Raw genomic sequence first — 15,974 nt, 5'->3', positions numbered from 1 at the left:
CTGGCGAGACTCGGCCTACTTCATCGTCTCAAGATGACGCAGGAACGTCTCGCCGTCTTTGCAGCCAAGCGCAAATGCCGGGCCCATCATGTCCGGGCGCGTGTAATCCCAACTGGAAATCGGCACAGGCACGGACGGCTGCACATATAACCGATCCTGCCCACCATGATGCTGGGTAAAAATCTGCGGACGCGGATAGCGCCGCGTGACCAGCACGAGCACCTGTCCGGGCGTGGCATCGAGGGCATCGACCGGCACATTGTCGACCATGCCGCCATCGAGCACCGCTCGCCCGCCGCGCCGCAGAATCGGTGTGAACGGCGGCGTGCATGACGACTGCAGCATCAGATCGGCCAGTTCTTCGGTGGACCGGCAATCCTGCGCGCGCACGAACTCAGGCGTGAAGCCAAGTCGGCGCGCCAACGTCGGATGCAGCGTGCGGCGTACATGCTTGTCGATGTTGTACGCCATCAGCCCTGCCGCCGTTGCCGTGCGCGGCCCAAGCCAGCGCGGAATGTGCGACACGCCCACGCGAATCTCCGGCCCGGCGGCGAGCTTGTCGAGTTGCCCATCGTAAATATCGAGCAGCGCCTGCCGGTAGATGCGGTAGTGCGGAAATACCCGCTCACGGCGCAGCAGATTGCCCCAGTAAGCATTCTTGCGGTTGCTCGCGAGGGCCTGCCGGTAGTAATCCATCACCCAGTCCGACGCACGCATATGCAGCATGCACGCCGTGGCCGCACCGGCCGATATCCCGGTGATGACGCGCGGGCGCAGTGGCACCTCGCGCATTACGCGCTCCCAGAATCCCGCTTGCCACCAGCAGCGGTTGCCGCCGCCGGCAAATACGATCTGATCGAACACTTGGCCCCCTCGGTGATATCGCTATCGACGCTATCGACGCTGCGCGCCGCGCAGCGACATGCTCAGAGCAGTCAGAGCAGCGCATAGGTGGTCGTGGCGTGTACGGCCATCTTGCCCGACGCATCGAAGATCTCGATCTCGCCGAACACCAGATTCTTGCCCCGACGCAGAATTCGCGCGATCACGCGCAAATCGCCTTCGGTCACCGGGCGCATGAACTGCGTATTTAGCGTGACGGTCGTCATCGGCTGGAACCCCCCAAGCGCGGCCGAAAGCGCCACCACCATTGCCGTATCGGCCACCGCCATGAACACCTGCCCGCAGATCACACCGCCGCCGTGTTTGAACGCGGCGTCGAACGGCAATCGCAATTCGCTTTGCTCCGGCCCGGTCGCCTCGATTTGCAGATTCAGTTGCCGCACCCACGGCGAGACGAGTCCATCGAGCATCTTCTGCGCTTGCACCAGCTCCATCCTGAGCATCCTCCAACGTTGTTGTGACGCCGATGATAGCCCCAAAACAACAGCGCCACCCGGCAAAGGGTGGCGCTAAGGTCAAGCCTGCCATCGGCAATCAGCGGCAACTCATCCGTTCGTCTTGTCTTGATGAATTCGCTGGCTCTGATGATTCTCGCGGTGTTGGATACCTGCCTGCTCGCCATGGCTTACGTGGCCGTTCTTGCCTGCGTGAGCCTCAGCAGTGTCGACGTGCGCCTGACCGCGTTCAAGATTGCCGATCTGACGGTTGTTCAACGTACCGGCAGCCTGCCCCTGGGCGATGCGCTTTTCCTGATTGACGTTGCGCTGCACATCGGCCTGCATGCGTTCGGACGACGGGGTCGTGGGATTCGCCACGCGGGCGTTGTGCTTGAGCTGATCGATCTTCGCGCTCTCCTTGTTCTGTGCGTTGGCGATGCGCGCCTTCTCGGCAGCGGTATCCCCCGTGTGATCGGCGTGTGCTTGCATGCGATCGATCTTCGCTTCGCCCTTCTCAAGACCCGACGCTTCCTTGGTCGTAAGCTGGCCGCTCTTGAGCCCATTCTCGATGCGCTGTTGCTGCTGGATGTCGCGCGCCGTTTCGGTGGCGGTGCTTTGTGCAAATGCCTGCGAGGCGAACACACCGCCAAGCGCAACGGTCACGGCACTCAGAATCAGCGTTTTACGAACGTTCATGATGGAATCCTTATTGACTGGGGCAGTGCTTTCGAAATACCTGCACACGATGGAATGAATACGTGATCAGGGAACCGTCGGGACCGGGGCCGTTGGCGGGATTGCCAGCGAATGTCCGCGTCCTTATGCGGATTAACGAAGTGCAGGCGCGCCTCGCCGACCGTCGTCGTGTAACCGGGCAGTCCGAAAAGTAACGGCTTGTAATCCCCATGTCGTGCCCGGCGCGTGCCATGTGCCTGAAATCGTTCAGACAGCCGCAGACAGCGCCGTAACGATTTGATACAGTGGTGCCCATTTGGCCGGCACGCCCTGCCCGCAGTGCGTGCCACCCCGTTACCTGTCCGCATCCATACGCGACCCCGCGAGTCAAGAAGGAGCCTTCACCATGCAGAGCACCAGAGACGACCTCGGCAAACTGATCTTGCGCCTCACCCTCGGTATCCTGCTGCTGTTTCACGGCGTCAGCAAAGTGATCAACGGCGTCGGCTTCATCGAGGGCATGGTCACCTCGCACGGCCTGCCGAGTTTTCTCGCCTATGGCGCCTATCTGGGCGAAGTGCTCGCCCCGGTACTGCTGATTCTCGGCGTACTTACCCGTCTGGGCGGCCTGCTGGTCGTGGGCAACATGCTCGTCGCCTTCTCGCTGGTTCACCTGAGCCAACTGGGCGACCTCTCGAAGACCGGCGGCTGGGCGCTTGAGCTGCAAGGCTTCTACCTGCTCACCGGCCTGTGCGTGATTCTCTTCGGTGCCGGCCGCTACAGCGTGTCCGGTGGCCGAGGCGCCTGGGACTGATCGCCCCGGTTACCACGCCCCATACGAGCCGAGCGTCGGGCATCTCATTACACCGACGCTCATGACGGCCCGCCCTTGTCGAACGCCGGCAAGGGCGGGCCGAGTCGTTTCGGAATATTGCGTATGCGGGCGTTGGTAACGCTGAGTAATACAGCGGTTGCACTTTGCAACGTGTTCGGCGTGCCGATGACTTACTCTGAAACTGCCAATTCCGGCAGTATCAACAGGAGTCAACACCATGCGCAAACTGAAGATCGCCGCCGCGTCGGCAGTCCTCATCGCCACCTCGATGTTCGGCGTCGCCCATGCCGCAGACGCCACTGCGCCGGCCACGGGTCCGCACGCCGCCATGCACGGTATGCGCGGCGACCACGGTCCCTGGGGGCTCGGTGACATTCGCAAGCTGCACGATCAACTGAAGCTCGACGCGCAGCAGGAACAAGCCTGGCAACAGGCCGTGAACACGTCGAAGCAGAACCGCGACGCCATGCGCAAGAACGGCGAGCAGTTCCGCCAGATGATTGCGCAGGCGAAGGATCAGCCAGTGCTCGATCTGGCCGGTATGCGAGCCGCACGCGAGAAGGTATTCGATCAGAACCGCCAGCTTCGCAGCCAGACGGAAGATGCGTGGCTTAACGTGTACAACGGACTGAACAACGACCAGAAAACCCTCGTGAGCACCGCTATCAAGGCGCGCTGGGCCAAGATGAAGGCCTGGCACGACAAGGCGATGCAGCATCGCGGCCAGATGCACAAGGGCGCGCCGGCAACACCTGCGCCGGCGCCGGCCGGTCAGGCTCAATAAGCGCGAGGCCAGCGCCGCCGGGCGCGATTGCCCGGCTTGTTGTGAAACGCCCGGCCCCTGCGATCCTGCAGGGCCGGGCGTTTTTTAGGGGCACAGCGATGGCGACATGGATGGGCGCCCCACCCCGGCGATCAGGTCTCGCTCCAGAGGCGCAGCAGGTTGTGATAAGTCCCCACCAGCGTGCGACGCGCGGTCTCGTCGGCCTCCGTAGCATTCAGCCGTTGAATCGCGTTGTCCATGTCGAACAACAGCGTGCGCTGCGTGTCGTCCCTGACCAGACTCTGCACCCAGAAGAAGCACCCGACCCGCGTACCGCGTGTGATCGGGTTCACGCGATGCAGGCTGGTCGCGGGATATAGCACCATCTCGCCGGCGGCGAGCTTCACCTGATGCGCCCCGTACTGATCTTCGATGACGAGTTCGCCACCATCGTATTCGTCCGGAGACGTCAGAAAGAGCGTGGCCGAAATGTCGGTGCGGATGCGCATGCCGCTACCCGGTTGCAGACGAATCGCGCCGTCGACATGATTGCCGAAGTGCATGCCTTCGCCGTAGCGATTGAACATCGGCGCGTAGACCTTGTTCGGCAACGCCGCACTGATGAATAGCGGATGGCGCTCCAGCGCGCCGAGAATCACGTCACCCAGTTCGTGCGCGACGGGCGAGCGCTCATCGATTTGCTGGTTCTGTTTGACGGGCGCGCCCGAATAACCCGCCGTGGCGAGCCCGTCGACCCAGGCGTCGCCCGCGTGATCGAGCTTGGCACGAACCCAGCGCACCTGATCGGCGTTGAGCACATTCGGTATACGGAGCAACATGGGCTGACATTCCTCGAGAAAGCGCAAGGCGCGAAGGCGGCAATACATTGATACCGCCGACTCGCGCCTCGTATTGTGCGGCATTTTTTGCCGGGCGCGATGACGCGGCGCTTGCGCTAGCCAGCCCGGCCGTTGCCCGTCAGAAGCGATACGTTCCCGTGAGCAGCGCCGTGCGCCCGATACCGGGTACCGCGCGCCCGCCGTCGGACGGAATCAACGCGTCGAAGTAGTTCTTGTTGAACACGTTGAGCAGGTTGAATCGAATGTCGTATTTCGGCTGATGGTAGGCGATGGTGGCGTCCCAACGGGTGTAGCCACCCACGCTGATCAGATTCGTATTGGCCGCATAGCGCATCGACATGTAGTTCATGCCACCGCCCACTTCCCAGTGACCCAGCGTATAGGTCGACCAGAGCGTGAGCGAGTGACGCGGCGTGTTGGCCAGCACATTGCCCTGTGTACCGTCGTTCGCCTGCACGATCTGCGAATTCAGGAACATATAGCCGCCCATCACCTGCCAGTTCGACGTGATGTGGCCCGTGGCGCTCACCTCCGCCCCACGAATGCGAACCTTGCCCGCGTTCGTGTATTCGCCCGACGTGCCGGTCTGCGTGCGCGCGTTGTTTTGTGTGACCTGGAAGAGCGCGGTGTTGATCGAGAGATTGTCGTCGAACAGATTCCACTTGCTGCCGACTTCGAACGACTCGTTCGTCGCGGGCGGCAGGGCCTGCGTGTTGTTCGTGACGGTCAGCGTCTCGAGCGACGGATTGAACGACGTGCCATACGAGAAGTAATACGACTGCGCCTCGCTCGGCTGGTAGATCACGCCCGTGCGCACGCTCGTGTAATTGACCGTCTGCGTCGCATAACCCGGTGCGCTGATGGTGTTCGAGAGTTGCGCCTTGTATCGATCCCAGCGCAAACCGCCCACGATCTTCCACTGCTTGTTCAGCTCGATGGTGTCGTTCGCGTAGAACGCGACCGTCTCCGCCGACCCTTGCGCCAGATTGCCGACGCTTGTCGTCACGTTCGGCAGATTCGAGTAGTACGCCGTACTGCTGGCCGGAATCCAGCCGAGCATGCCCGAGGCCTGGCCCGCGCCCGTGCGCAGATACGTCTGGTTCTCGTAGGTATCGCGCCCCACTTCCGCCCCGGCGATCAGCGTGTGCTTGAGCGGTCCCGTCGAGAACGTCTTCACCACATCGGTCTGGTTGAACAGCGACGTGTCGGTGATCTTCCGGTCGTGGCTCTGCAACTGCACCCAAAGCTGATCGAGCGAATACGATGGAATGCCCGCGGTGGCGCCAGTGGGCAGCGTCGTGAAGCCGCCCGAGCCGTTAGGTACGCCCACGGCATGCGACGACGTCTCGATGGCGTCGATGACATAGCGGCTGTATTGCGTCTGATTCGAGATCTTCAGGCTGTCGTCGACCTTGTGTTCGATCTTCGCGGAGAAACTCATGACGTCCTGCACCGTGCGATCGGTGGTCAGGCCGTAGAACTGATTCCTGGAGATCGGCAACGGGTGGCCGTTGTACCCCACGGTGCCGTAGTCCGGCATGTCGCGGTTATGTTCGATCAGCGCCGAGAGGGTGATCTGGGTGGGCGTGCCGATGCCCAGCTTGAGCGTTGGCGCAACGCCCCAGTCCTGATTGTTCATGACGTCGCGCGTAGTGTGAATGTCCTGCGCGAAGCCGTTGATCCGGAAGGCCGCCGTGTCCGACAGCGGATGGTTGAAGTCGAACGAGCCGCGATACCGGTCGTTCGTGCCGAGGGTGCCGGAGACTTCGTTGAGCGGCTTGAGGTTCGCCTGCTTGCTCACCTGATTGATCACGCCCCCCGTCGAGCCGCGTCCGAACAACATCGACGACGGGCCTTCGAGCACTTCGATGGAGTCGAGATAGAACGTGTCGCGGTAGTACTGGCCGCGATCGCGGAACCCGTCGAGATAGATGTCGGTGCGCGCCGAGAAGCCGCGCAGGTTGATGTTGTTGCCAATCTGTCCGCCCTCGGCGCCGCCGATGGTGATGGCCGGCGAATTGCGCAACGCGTCGGCAAACGAGGTCGCACCCTGCGCCTGCATCACGGCCTTGTCGATCACCGTGACCGACTGCGGAATGTCGCGAATCGCCGTGGGAATCTTGCCGCCGACGGTCGAGACGTCACGCTGATACTCCTCGCGAATCGACGTGCCGGATACCTCGGTCTGCGGCAGCGCAGCAGACGGCGTAGCGGCCGGTGCCACGCCCTGCGGTTGCGCCGTGTCCGCGCTCTGCGCCATGGCGGGCGAAGCATAGGTAACGGCGAGTGGCGTGGCGAAGAGCGCCATCATTGCCAGGGCCAGCGGCTTGCGTTGCATCATGATCGGTTTCGAAATGCGTCGTTGTCTGACGCAGAGATGAGAAAGACGGAACTGACGCCGACGAATGACGCACCGGAACCCAGCGACCGTCACACTCGACTTGGGCCGCGAATATAAATAAGAATGATTTTCATTACAAGACGCGCGTTTTGCATCACCCCTTTGAAATCACATCGCGCCCTGTAATACGCCGTAACACATGCGCACCTATATGGTGCGCATGCGAGGTAAGGCGATGAAAGCATGACGATTGCTTCGTCGACATCGAATCGGTATTCGCGCGAATCGACATTTGGAATTACGGGTTTTCCCTAGAACCAACGGCGCAACGGTTGCAGAACTTTTGAGCAAATCGCGGGGTTTGAGCGTGACGCGCTGGTTTTGTCTGACGAGACTGGCGAGCAAGCTCAGGTCATATGGATATGACGCCAGCACCGCTATGCAAAGACGAATCGCTTATTGGCGCCTGTGTTGGGCATCGCGATACAAGAGGGTTCACTCGCATGCGCGGCCTTTGTGTTTTGCCGCGTCGTCCAGGCCATTCCTTTCGCTTCGCCATGTCCCGTCAGATCGATTCCCGCCAGAACACCCAAGCGCATCACGCCTCCGAAGTCGTCCCACCCCATCCGCAGCGCCGCCGCTTTCTCCAGCGCGCCGGCACGGTGGTGCTTGCGGGCGGCGCCGTACATGCCTTCGGTGCCGCAGGCGCATTGGCCCTCAGCGACAGTGCCCGCGCGGCCACCACGCCAATCACGCTTCGCATTGGCTATCAGAAATCGTCGACGCTCATCGTGCTCGCCAAGGCGCGCGGCACGCTGGCGCAGGCGCTCGCGCCGCACAACGTCACGCTCACCTGGCACGAATTCACGAGCGGGCTGCCACTGCTCGAAGCACTTAACGTCGGCAGCATCGATTTCTCGGCCGACGTGGCTGACACCGTGCCGGTGTTCGCACAGGCTGCAGGTGCGCGCATCGCCTATGTCGCACGCGAGACACCGTCGCCGGATGCCGAAGCGATCCTCGTGCCGCAAAACTCGCCGATCAAGACGCTCGCCGACCTCAAAGGCAAGCGCATCGCCGTCACCAAGGGCGCGGGCGTGCATTACCTGCTGATCGCGGCACTGCAAAGCGTCGGCCTCCGAATCAACGACGTACAACCCGCCTACCTCACGCCTGCCGATGGACGCGCCGCGTTCGCCAGTGGCAACGTCGACGCCTGGGTGACGTGGGATCCGTTCCTCGCCAGTGTTGAACGTCAGGACAAGGTGCGCACACTGACGACCGCGCGCGGCCTCGCGGGCTATCAGCGCTATTACCTCGCAACGCCTGCGTTTGTCCGCGATCACGACGCCGTGCTGCGCGAGGTCTACCGGACGCTGCACGAGACCGGTCAGTGGGTACGCGCCAACCCGCGCGACGCCGCGGCACAACTCGCTCCGATCTGGGGACTGGACGTCACGACCGTCGAGGCGGCGAATAAACGGCGCAGTTACGACGTGCAGCCAGTAGTGCGCGACGCCATCGCCGAGCAGCAGCGCATTGCCGACGTCTTCACGCAGGCGGGATTGCTGCCCAGGCGGGTGGACGCCGCCGACGCCACCCTCTGGCAACCGCCGGCCTGAGCCGTACAACGAACCAAACGTTCGCGGTATCGTCCAGCAGGACGGCCGGGCAGGCAGAATTGCGCCGCCTTGGCGTAATTTCCACAATATCGTGCGAATTCCTCAGGTATTCCCGACGGAATTCATACACGTGTTTATACTTCGACATGTAATACCTGAAGCATTCGGCCGGAGCCCCCCCGGAACGGCCTTGGCGTCTCGCCAGACTGCCGACTCGGCGCCGACGGCAGCGCTCGTTGCCTTCCGGAAACGTCGGTCTGGCTCGACGACATCATGAAATTCGCGACACCGGTGCAACACGCAAAAGTGTGCGCCGGCGTTGCCTATTCGCCGTCCAGGGACAATGCAAGCCACCAGATCGCTCTACCTGCTCGGTCCGATGCGGGTCGAACAAGGCAAACAAGCCTGCGCCGTGAAATACACGAAGGCGCGCGGGTTGCTGGCCTATCTCGCCCTGCAACCGGGCTATCACACGCGCGGCGCGCTCGCCGACCTGTTCTGGCCGGACGAAGACGGCCAGGGCGGTCGCGACAAGCTCAAGCGCATGCTCTTCCACCTGCGCGACACCCTCGGCGACGAACTCTTCGAGTCCGATCGTCAGGTCGTGCGTTTGCGTCCCGAAACCGGTCTGTGGATCGACGCTCACGTCTTCGCGAGCATGATCGAACAGGCGAATCGCACGCTCGATGGCGTCACGGGTCTGGACCTGGCGGCCCACCTCCAGCATCTGGCCGACTGCGTGGCGCTCTATCAAGGCCCCTTCCTGCACGGCCTGTCGGTGCGCGACACGCCGGATCTCGAACAGTGGATCGAGCTGCAACGCGACGAATACCAGCGCCGCCGGGTCTTCGGTGAGCGACTGCTTGCCGACGGCTACGCCCGTCTCGGCGACCTCGATCAGGCACTCGCTCACGCACGGCAACTCGTGGCACTCGCGCCGTTCGACGAATCGGGCTGGCATTGTCTGCTAGCGCTGCTGTTGCGCGCCGGGCGACGCGACGAGGCCGAAACCGAATACCGTCGCCTGTGCGACGTGTTGCGCGAGGAACTCGGGGAGGTGCCCGGCGCGGCGCTCACGCAGTTGCTGGAAACGCCACCCGCGCGGATGGAACAACGCGCCACGGGGCCCGAGCGTCGTCAATTGACGGTCGTCGCCATCGAATTCGCGCCCAACGGCATCGACGATCCCGATCAACTCGTAGGCATGATGCGTCCGCCGCTGGTGCAGTGTGAAACGATCCTGCGCCAGTCGTGGGGCTACACGATGCGCACGCCGACGGGTGGCCTGCTCGGCTATTTCGGATATCCGACCGCGCTGGAAGGCGCCGGCCGTCACGCGGTCGAAGCCGCCATGCGCTGCGTGCAGGCAAGCACAGCTCGCGTGGGCATCGGCGCGGGCGTTCACACGGGGCTGGTCATCAGTTCGGTTGCCGACGACAGTCCCGACACGGGCGGACGTGTCTCGCGCTCTGCTACACAACTGGCCGATCTGGCGCTGCCCGGCGAAGTGGTGATCTGCGAGGACACGCAACGCCTGATCGGCGTGGCCATCGCGACGACCCCCCACGGCAATGTCCGCGAGCGCCATGCGAATCGGGATATCCCGGTGTTTCGTGTCAATCCCGATCCGACGCCGGAGCGCCGGTCGCGCCGCCGCGCAGCCATGCTCTTCGGCCGCGATGCCGTACTCGCCGAACTTGCCTGCGCGCACGGAGCCATGCGCGACGCCAGCGCCGCTCAGGGCGTGCTCGCACTGGTCATTGGCGAAGCCGGCATCGGCAAGTCGGCGCTGGTGCGTCACTTCATCGAGACGGGCGGCCTGCGCGTGATCGATCTGGCCTGCGCACAAGACGGCGCCGGCACGCCCTTCCATCCGATTGCCCGCTGGCTGCGCACGCAATCTGCCGCCGACGCGTCGCAACTCCCGCAACCCGCCCTGCTCGCCCATCGTCGCCTGCGTGCGCTGTTCGACATGCACGCCGACGGCAACGTGCCGCACGCTTGGAAGCAGGCGGTGCTCGACGAAGCCCCTGGCCTGCTCGCCGCGCTGCTGCCCGACGGGGGTGTGCTCATGCTGGACGACGCCCACTGGGCCGATCCGTCCACGCAGGAGTTGCTCGCGCTCATGGCGGAGAATCCGCCGGCCGGTCGTCTGTTGATCGTGTGCGCGCGCCCCGAATTCGAGCTGCCGTGGCATCACACCGCCAGCTTGCGCCGCATCGATCTGGCGCCGCTCGACGCGGGCGCCGCCGCCTCGATCGTGCGGGCGGCCACGCCGCGCGTCGCCCTGCCGGCCGCCATGCGCGAGCGCATCGTGCATCTCGCCGAGGGCGTTCCCTTGTTCCTGCAAGAACTTGCGCGGGCCACGGCGGCCCAACAAGGCGGACGCGGCCCCGTCGGCACGATGCCGATGCCGGCCAGCCTCCAGGAATTGATGATGGCGCGCATTGACGCCGCCGGCAGCGCCAAACCGGTGGCTCACTTCGCGTCCTGCCTCGGTCCTGAGTTTCAGGCCGACGTGCTCGCCGTCGCGAGCGGGCGGTCGATGGCGCTCGTCGAGCGCGCGCTCGACACGCTCGTTGCCTGCGCCCTCGTGCAACGTCAGGACAACGGCCGCTATGTCTTCCGCCACGCATTGCTGCACAAAGCCGCCTACGACGCACAGCCGCAGGAACGCCGTCAGGATGCGCACCGCCGGATTGCCCTGGCCATGCGCGAGCAAGGCGCCTCGGCTGTGCAGTCCGAACCGGAAGTGCTTGCCTGGCATTTCCGGCAGGCGGACGAGCCGGAGGCGGCCATCGAGCACTACCGTCTCGCGGGCGAATACGCAACGGGCCGTCAGGCGTTCCGCGAAGCCTGCGCACACTACCAGAGCGCACTCGACGTTCTACGGCAAACGGGCTCCAGCGCCCAGACCGCACAGCAGGAATTGCAACTGCGCATGGCGCTCGGCGTGCCGTTGGTCTCGTTGCACGGCTACGGCTCCGAACCGGCGCGTCACAACTTCGAAACCGCGCTCGCCCTCGCGCAACCGATGGGCGACGACATCGCGCTGTTCCCCGTCTATTGGGGGCTGTGGCTCGGCTCCAGCTCGTGGAGCGACTTCGACCGCAGCGTCGATCTCGCCCGCAAACTCATCCTGATCGCCGAACAGGCCGACGCCGCACCCCTGCTCGCCCACGCGTATTACGCGCTGGGCAATAGCCTGTGCTGCCATGGCGACTTTGGCGGTGCGGTCACGGCTCTGGAAACCGGTCTCTCGCATTACCGCCCCGAACACGCCGACACCGGACTTGGCGAAGACGCACGCATCACTGGGCTGTCGTTCCTCTCGTGGGCCTACTGGTTCACCGGACGTCATGACGAATCGCTCGCCGCGAGCGAGGAAGCCCTGGCGATGGGACGTCAGCAAGGTCGTCGCTACTCCTTTTCGTTTGCGCTGGTGTTCGCGGCAATGTTGCGGCGCCTGCGTCGTGAAGTCGCTTCAGCCGAGGCACTGGCAAGCGAAGCGACCGAAGTGGCGACGGAGGCAGGCGTGGCCCTCTGGGCGCTCGCCGGGCAGACGATTCGCGGCTGGGCGCTCGCCTCTCGCGGCGACGTGAGTGGCCTCGAGCGCATCACCGACAGCGTGGGCCGTCTGAGCGAAATCATGGGCGGTGTCGAAGGCATGTTCTTCGGGCTGCTCGTGGAAGCCTGTGCGGGCACCGGCGACATTGCGCTGGGACTGCACGCGGCCGAGCGGGGCGCCCATGTGTCGGCACGCCGCAACGACGCTCACTGGCAAGCGGAATTCCTGCGCCAGAAGGGTGAGTTCCTGCGCGCCGGTCATCACCCCGACGACGCAGTGCGTCCGTGGCTGGAGCACGCGTTGCAGATCGCGCAAGCGCAAGCCTCGCCGATGCTCACGTTACGGGCAGCGCTCAGCCTGTTGCGTCTGGGTGAGGGCAACGCCACCACAGACAACAACCTCGTGCAGGTGTTGCGCACGGCGCTCGACGCACTCCAGGGGGGCGAGTCGCTCGCCGATGTGCAGGAGGCACGCGAGATGCTTGCCAACGTGCCGGCACCGCAGCCCGCACGTCGCGCTGCACGCTACGGAAGCTGACGGCGCGCAACGGCACCCATTGCCTGTGAGAGGCCCGTTCAAGCCTCGCAAATAGGCGCTATCAGGCACCCCGTATGTCCGCCGAAGGCCCGGCCGCTATATTGAGGCGACCGGTGCCCCCCAACCCATCCGACATGCCCATCGACCCCATGCGTATGCCGTCCAGCGCTTCGCCGGACAGTCGCCTTAGCGCCAACAGCGCGCCGCTCGCCCTGGCGAGCCCTGCGCCCGAGGCCCCAGCCCCGCTCGTCTCTCGTGAAGTGGTTGTCTCCGGCTGCGTCAATCGTCGTCATTCCTTCGATCTCTGCTCGCTGATGCGTTTGCCGACGCAACTGACCGGGCCGCTCGACGTCGTTTGTCTGTCTGGCCGGAAGGTACGAAGCGCGATCGACTACAAAGGCGTGCGGCTGACCGCCCTGCTCGACGTTGCCCGGCTACGATTGGCGCAAGCGCGCGATTTCACACGGGCCTTCGTGCTGGCACAGGGTGCCGACGGGTACACCGTCATGTTCTCGTGGCATGAGTTGTACAACACGCCGGTCGGGGTGGGCGCGCTCGTCGTCTATGAGCGCGACGGGCTCCCGCTGGGCGACGACGAAGGAGGCATCGGCCTGATCTCGACGTGCGACTTGCGCGTGGCCCTACGCCAGGTGCGAGCGCTCAAGCGACTCACCGTCCATCTGGCCGATCCGGACCCGATCTGAGCCGCTTCGCGAGCGCCAAGCGCCGCAGCGAATGTTGTGTGCAAGCACCTTAGCTCGCCGCCACGCGACGCTTGCGCGGCGTCTCCGCCTTAGCTTTCGCGACCCTCACCGATGTCTCCGGCTTCACCGGCGTCTGCGCCACGCTCGTCTTCGACTTCGCCGAGGTCTTGCCGGCGGCCTTCGCAACGCCCTTCTCCTGAACCGCCGTCTTGCGCGACGCGCGCTTCGGCGGTGCGACGTCGGCTTGCGGCAACGCCGCTTCGGTGGCTGCCTTGCGACGCGGTATCTGCGGTGCACCCGAGCCCAACTGCGAACGCACGCGCTGCTGCATGTCGACGATATCCGAATCGAGAATCAGACGGCCGCGCAGCTTCCCGTTCATCCGCTTGATATAGGTGCGCGCCTCCTGCATGTGGAACTGCATGAGTTCACGCACACGCTGCGCGTCGCCTGCGCGCGCGGCATCGGTAATCTCGCGATGAATATTGACGTTGGCCGTGCCGAATTTCTCGTGCTCGCGGCGCGGCGTTTCGTTGCCGAACACGATCAACTGGCGAATCATCTCGTTGACGAGTTCGCAGGTGAAGCGCAGAAAACTGTTGGGATTGGCGGCCGCGAGAATGTCGTGAAAGTCGACATCGGCCTGACGCTGCCGCAGCAACTCGCGCCGATCATGCGACGCCGGGCTGCAACACGCCATGTTGTGTTCGAGCGCTTCGAAGTCGGCTTCCGTCAGATGTGGCACCGCCCCTGCGGCAAGCTCCGGCTCAAGCAACTGACGCACCGTATAGATGTCGTCGATGCTCACTTCCTTGAAGAAGAGGTAGTTCTGCATGAGCTGGAACGTGCGCTCGAGCGGCACTTCCACCACCATGCCGCCGCCCGACGGCCCCGTACTCACCTTGATGAGACCTTGCACTTCGAGCGATTTGAGCGCTTCTCGAATGGTGCTCTTCGACACCCCGAACATCTGCTGCAACTCCACCTCGCGCGGCAGACGATCGCCGGGCATCAGGTTGCCCTCGGTGATCAGACGCTTGATGGCTTCGGCAACGAGATCGCCGCGCTTTTGCTGTTTGATTTCCAACGGCTCTCGCACCAGTTGCGCATCCAATGCCATGTAGCGCCTCAAAAGGGTCTTGTTCACACGAATTTCGGACTGTGCCGCCTCGGAATTTTTTCCGATTGACACTCCAAAGCATTATACCTACGATCAAATCCATCCTATTTATCATTATAAATATGACGGATAGGGATAAGGCCCCGGACGTTGCAATTCGTCACCGTCAGGTCGCTGCCGCAGATCGATGTCTTGCTATCCGCGGCCGGTCAGCAGATGACGTGCTGCGCGTTGGCACCCCATGAACGATTGCTCTCTTCCCTGGAGACCCAATTGAATCGTCGTGAACTGTTGAAGCTCGCCGCTGCGGCGTCTCTGCCTGGCTCCCTATTCTCCGCTCGCGACGTGTTCGCGCAAAGCACCGGCGCCATTCAATTGGCCTGTCCGGTGCCGATGTCGGGCCCGTTTGCCGCTAACGGCAAATTCGCCGATCTCGGCATGAAACTCATCGTCGAGCAATACGGCAAAGTGCTGGGCCGCCCGCTCGCCTACACCACCCTCGACACAGAGGGTAAACCCGCCACGGCCATCCGCCGCGTGCAGGAGATCGCGCAACAGAAAGGCGCGCGCTTCTTTGCTGGCGGCATCCTGTCATCCGAAGCGTTGGCGATGGGCAAAGAAGCCGAGAAGGCCGGCGGCATCTTCATCACGACGGCCGGTGCCGACGAGATCACGGGCAAGGACTGCAACAACGCCACCTTCCGCTGGTCGGTGCCGACCTTCGGCGCCATCGAGCAAACGGTGCGTCCGCTGATCGAATCGATGCCCAAGGCCAAGCGCTGGTACACGATCACGCCGCAGTACGTCTTTGGCGACGGTCTGCTCACGGCCGCCAAGAACATCTTCAAAGAGAAAGGCATCGAGCACGTTGGCAACAGCTATCACTCGCTCACCGAGAAAGAGTTCTCCGGCTATCTCACGAATGCCGCTGCCGCCAAGCCCGACGTCCTGCTGATTCTGAATTTCGGTTCGCAATCGTCCGACACGCTGCGTCAGGCGGTGAGCTTCGGTATGAAGAAGAACTGCACTATCCTGATGGCATGGGCGTCGGGTCTGGAACAGTTCGAAACGCTCGGCGCCGATCTGTGCGACGGCGTGTACTTCGGCGCGCAGTACTGGCACGCCGTGGCCTCGCCGCTGAACCTCGACCTCGTCAAACGCACGCAAGACCGCTTCAAGCAGAACCCGAATTACAGCCTTGCGGGCTCATACATCTGCACCAAGCTCATGCTCGACGCCATGGTCAAGGCGGGCAGTGCCGACCCGAAGGCGGTCATCGCCGCGATGGAAGGCATGAAGTACGACGGCCTCACGGGTCCGGAAGAGATTCGCAAGGGCGACCATCAGGTACTCAAGAATTACTACCTGCTCAAGGGCAAGGCCAAGTCGAAGATGAAGAACCCCGACGACTACGCCGATATCGTCAGTGCCGGGAAATCGTTCCTGCCGCTCGACAAGACCGAGTGCAAGATGGCCTGACGCAGCCGCGCATCGCTATGGCTGTCTGAAGTGTCGCTCGCGGGGACGCCTGGCCGTCCCCGCATGTGTCGTCAGTGCTGCGCAGCGAAGGCTGCACGGCACACGGTGCTCCACGTCCACTCAAGCTCTC

At 63.6% G+C, this 15,974-nt stretch carries 12 protein-coding genes; 6 read left to right on the top strand and 6 right to left on the bottom strand.

The annotated features are described in order from the left end of the window. Nucleotides 1-15: 15 nt before the first annotated feature. The 3 genes from PI93_RS00800 to PI93_RS00790 all read right to left on the bottom strand — a co-directional run bounded on the left by PI93_RS00800 (nucleotide 16) and on the right by PI93_RS00790 (nucleotide 2,036). Nucleotides 16-864 (bottom strand): patatin-like phospholipase family protein, encoded by an 849-nt coding sequence (locus PI93_RS00800; protein ID WP_039375040.1) that lies wholly within the window; start codon nucleotides 862-864, stop codon nucleotides 16-18. Nucleotides 865-935: 71 nt separating this feature from the next. Then, nucleotides 936-1,337, bottom strand: a complete 402-nt coding sequence (locus PI93_RS00795; protein WP_039375039.1) for a PaaI family thioesterase — start codon at nucleotides 1,335-1,337, stop codon at nucleotides 936-938. Nucleotides 1,338-1,448: 111 nt separating this feature from the next. Further along, nucleotides 1,449-2,036 (bottom strand): hypothetical protein, encoded by a 588-nt coding sequence (locus PI93_RS00790; RefSeq protein WP_039375038.1) that lies wholly within the window; start codon nucleotides 2,034-2,036, stop codon nucleotides 1,449-1,451. Nucleotides 2,037-2,421: 385 nt separating this feature from the next. Here PI93_RS00790 and PI93_RS00785 point away from each other — a divergent pair, with 385 nt between their 5' ends. Together PI93_RS00785 and PI93_RS00780 are read left to right on the top strand one after the other, a co-directional pair. Further along, complete coding sequence (locus PI93_RS00785; RefSeq protein ID WP_039375037.1) at nucleotides 2,422-2,829, top strand: DoxX family protein; 408 nt, start codon at nucleotides 2,422-2,424, stop codon at nucleotides 2,827-2,829. Nucleotides 2,830-3,067: 238 nt separating this feature from the next. Continuing rightward, a complete protein-coding gene (locus PI93_RS00780; protein WP_039375034.1) occupies nucleotides 3,068-3,634 on the top strand; it encodes a periplasmic heavy metal sensor in 567 nt (188 codons plus the stop codon). Between the two features lie 131 nt (nucleotides 3,635-3,765). Here the strand turns inward: PI93_RS00780 and PI93_RS00775 are convergent, their stop codons facing one another. After that, nucleotides 3,766-4,452 (bottom strand): Fe2+-dependent dioxygenase, encoded by a 687-nt coding sequence (locus PI93_RS00775; protein ID WP_039375033.1) that lies wholly within the window; start codon nucleotides 4,450-4,452, stop codon nucleotides 3,766-3,768. 139 nt (nucleotides 4,453-4,591) lie between these two features. Then, a complete protein-coding gene (locus PI93_RS00770) occupies nucleotides 4,592-6,814 on the bottom strand; it encodes a TonB-dependent receptor (protein ID WP_039375032.1) in 2,223 nt (740 codons plus the stop codon). Between the two features lie 557 nt (nucleotides 6,815-7,371). On the opposite strand from PI93_RS00770, the gene PI93_RS00765 reads away from it, so the two are divergent. The 3 genes from PI93_RS00765 to PI93_RS00755 all read left to right on the top strand — a co-directional run bounded on the left by PI93_RS00765 (nucleotide 7,372) and on the right by PI93_RS00755 (nucleotide 13,245). Further along, complete coding sequence (locus tag PI93_RS00765) at nucleotides 7,372-8,436, top strand: aliphatic sulfonate ABC transporter substrate-binding protein (protein ID WP_080759480.1); 1,065 nt, start codon at nucleotides 7,372-7,374, stop codon at nucleotides 8,434-8,436. Nucleotides 8,437-8,779: 343 nt separating this feature from the next. Next, on the top strand, nucleotides 8,780-12,541 hold the full coding sequence (locus tag PI93_RS00760; protein ID WP_039375031.1) for a BTAD domain-containing putative transcriptional regulator: 3,762 nt from the start codon (nucleotides 8,780-8,782) through the stop codon (nucleotides 12,539-12,541). Nucleotides 12,542-12,675: 134 nt separating this feature from the next. Further along, nucleotides 12,676-13,245, top strand: coding sequence for a molybdopterin-dependent oxidoreductase (locus PI93_RS00755; RefSeq protein WP_052241077.1), 570 nt, complete (start codon nucleotides 12,676-12,678; stop codon nucleotides 13,243-13,245). 49 nt (nucleotides 13,246-13,294) lie between these two features. Here the strand turns inward: PI93_RS00755 and PI93_RS00750 are convergent, their stop codons facing one another. Further along, entirely contained in the window at nucleotides 13,295-14,392 is a 1,098-nt protein-coding gene (locus PI93_RS00750; RefSeq protein WP_407945341.1) for an FCD domain-containing protein, read from the bottom strand. Between the two features lie 246 nt (nucleotides 14,393-14,638). On the opposite strand from PI93_RS00750, the gene PI93_RS00745 reads away from it, so the two are divergent. Then, entirely contained in the window at nucleotides 14,639-15,844 is a 1,206-nt protein-coding gene (locus PI93_RS00745; RefSeq protein WP_039375030.1) for an ABC transporter substrate-binding protein, read from the top strand. Nucleotides 15,845-15,974 lie beyond the last annotated feature (130 nt).

The organism is Pandoraea fibrosis, assembly GCF_000807775.2.
Taxonomy (GTDB): Bacteria; Pseudomonadota; Gammaproteobacteria; order Burkholderiales; family Burkholderiaceae; genus Pandoraea; species Pandoraea fibrosis.
This window is presented reverse-complemented; position numbering and strand designations above follow the sequence as displayed.

Excerpts from the sequence above, each read along its gene's own strand:
- PI93_RS00795 (WP_039375039.1), bottom strand. The coding sequence starts at position 1,337 with ATGGAGCTGGTGCAAGCGCAGAAGATGCTCGATGGACTCGTCTCGCCG.
- PI93_RS00790 (WP_039375038.1), bottom strand. The coding sequence starts at position 2,036 with ATGAACGTTCGTAAAACGCTGATTCTGAGTGCCGTGACCGTTGCGCTT.
- PI93_RS00785 (WP_039375037.1), top strand. The coding sequence starts at position 2,422 with ATGCAGAGCACCAGAGACGACCTCGGCAAACTGATCTTGCGCCTCACC.
- PI93_RS00780 (WP_039375034.1), top strand. The coding sequence starts at position 3,068 with ATGCGCAAACTGAAGATCGCCGCCGCGTCGGCAGTCCTCATCGCCACC.
- PI93_RS00775 (WP_039375033.1), bottom strand. The coding sequence starts at position 4,452 with ATGTTGCTCCGTATACCGAATGTGCTCAACGCCGATCAGGTGCGCTGG.
- PI93_RS00770 (WP_039375032.1), bottom strand. The coding sequence starts at position 6,814 with ATGATGCAACGCAAGCCGCTGGCCCTGGCAATGATGGCGCTCTTCGCC.
- PI93_RS00765 (WP_080759480.1), top strand. The coding sequence starts at position 7,372 with ATGTCCCGTCAGATCGATTCCCGCCAGAACACCCAAGCGCATCACGCC.
- PI93_RS00760 (WP_039375031.1), top strand. The coding sequence starts at position 8,780 with ATGCAAGCCACCAGATCGCTCTACCTGCTCGGTCCGATGCGGGTCGAA.
- PI93_RS00755 (WP_052241077.1), top strand. The coding sequence starts at position 12,676 with ATGCCCATCGACCCCATGCGTATGCCGTCCAGCGCTTCGCCGGACAGT.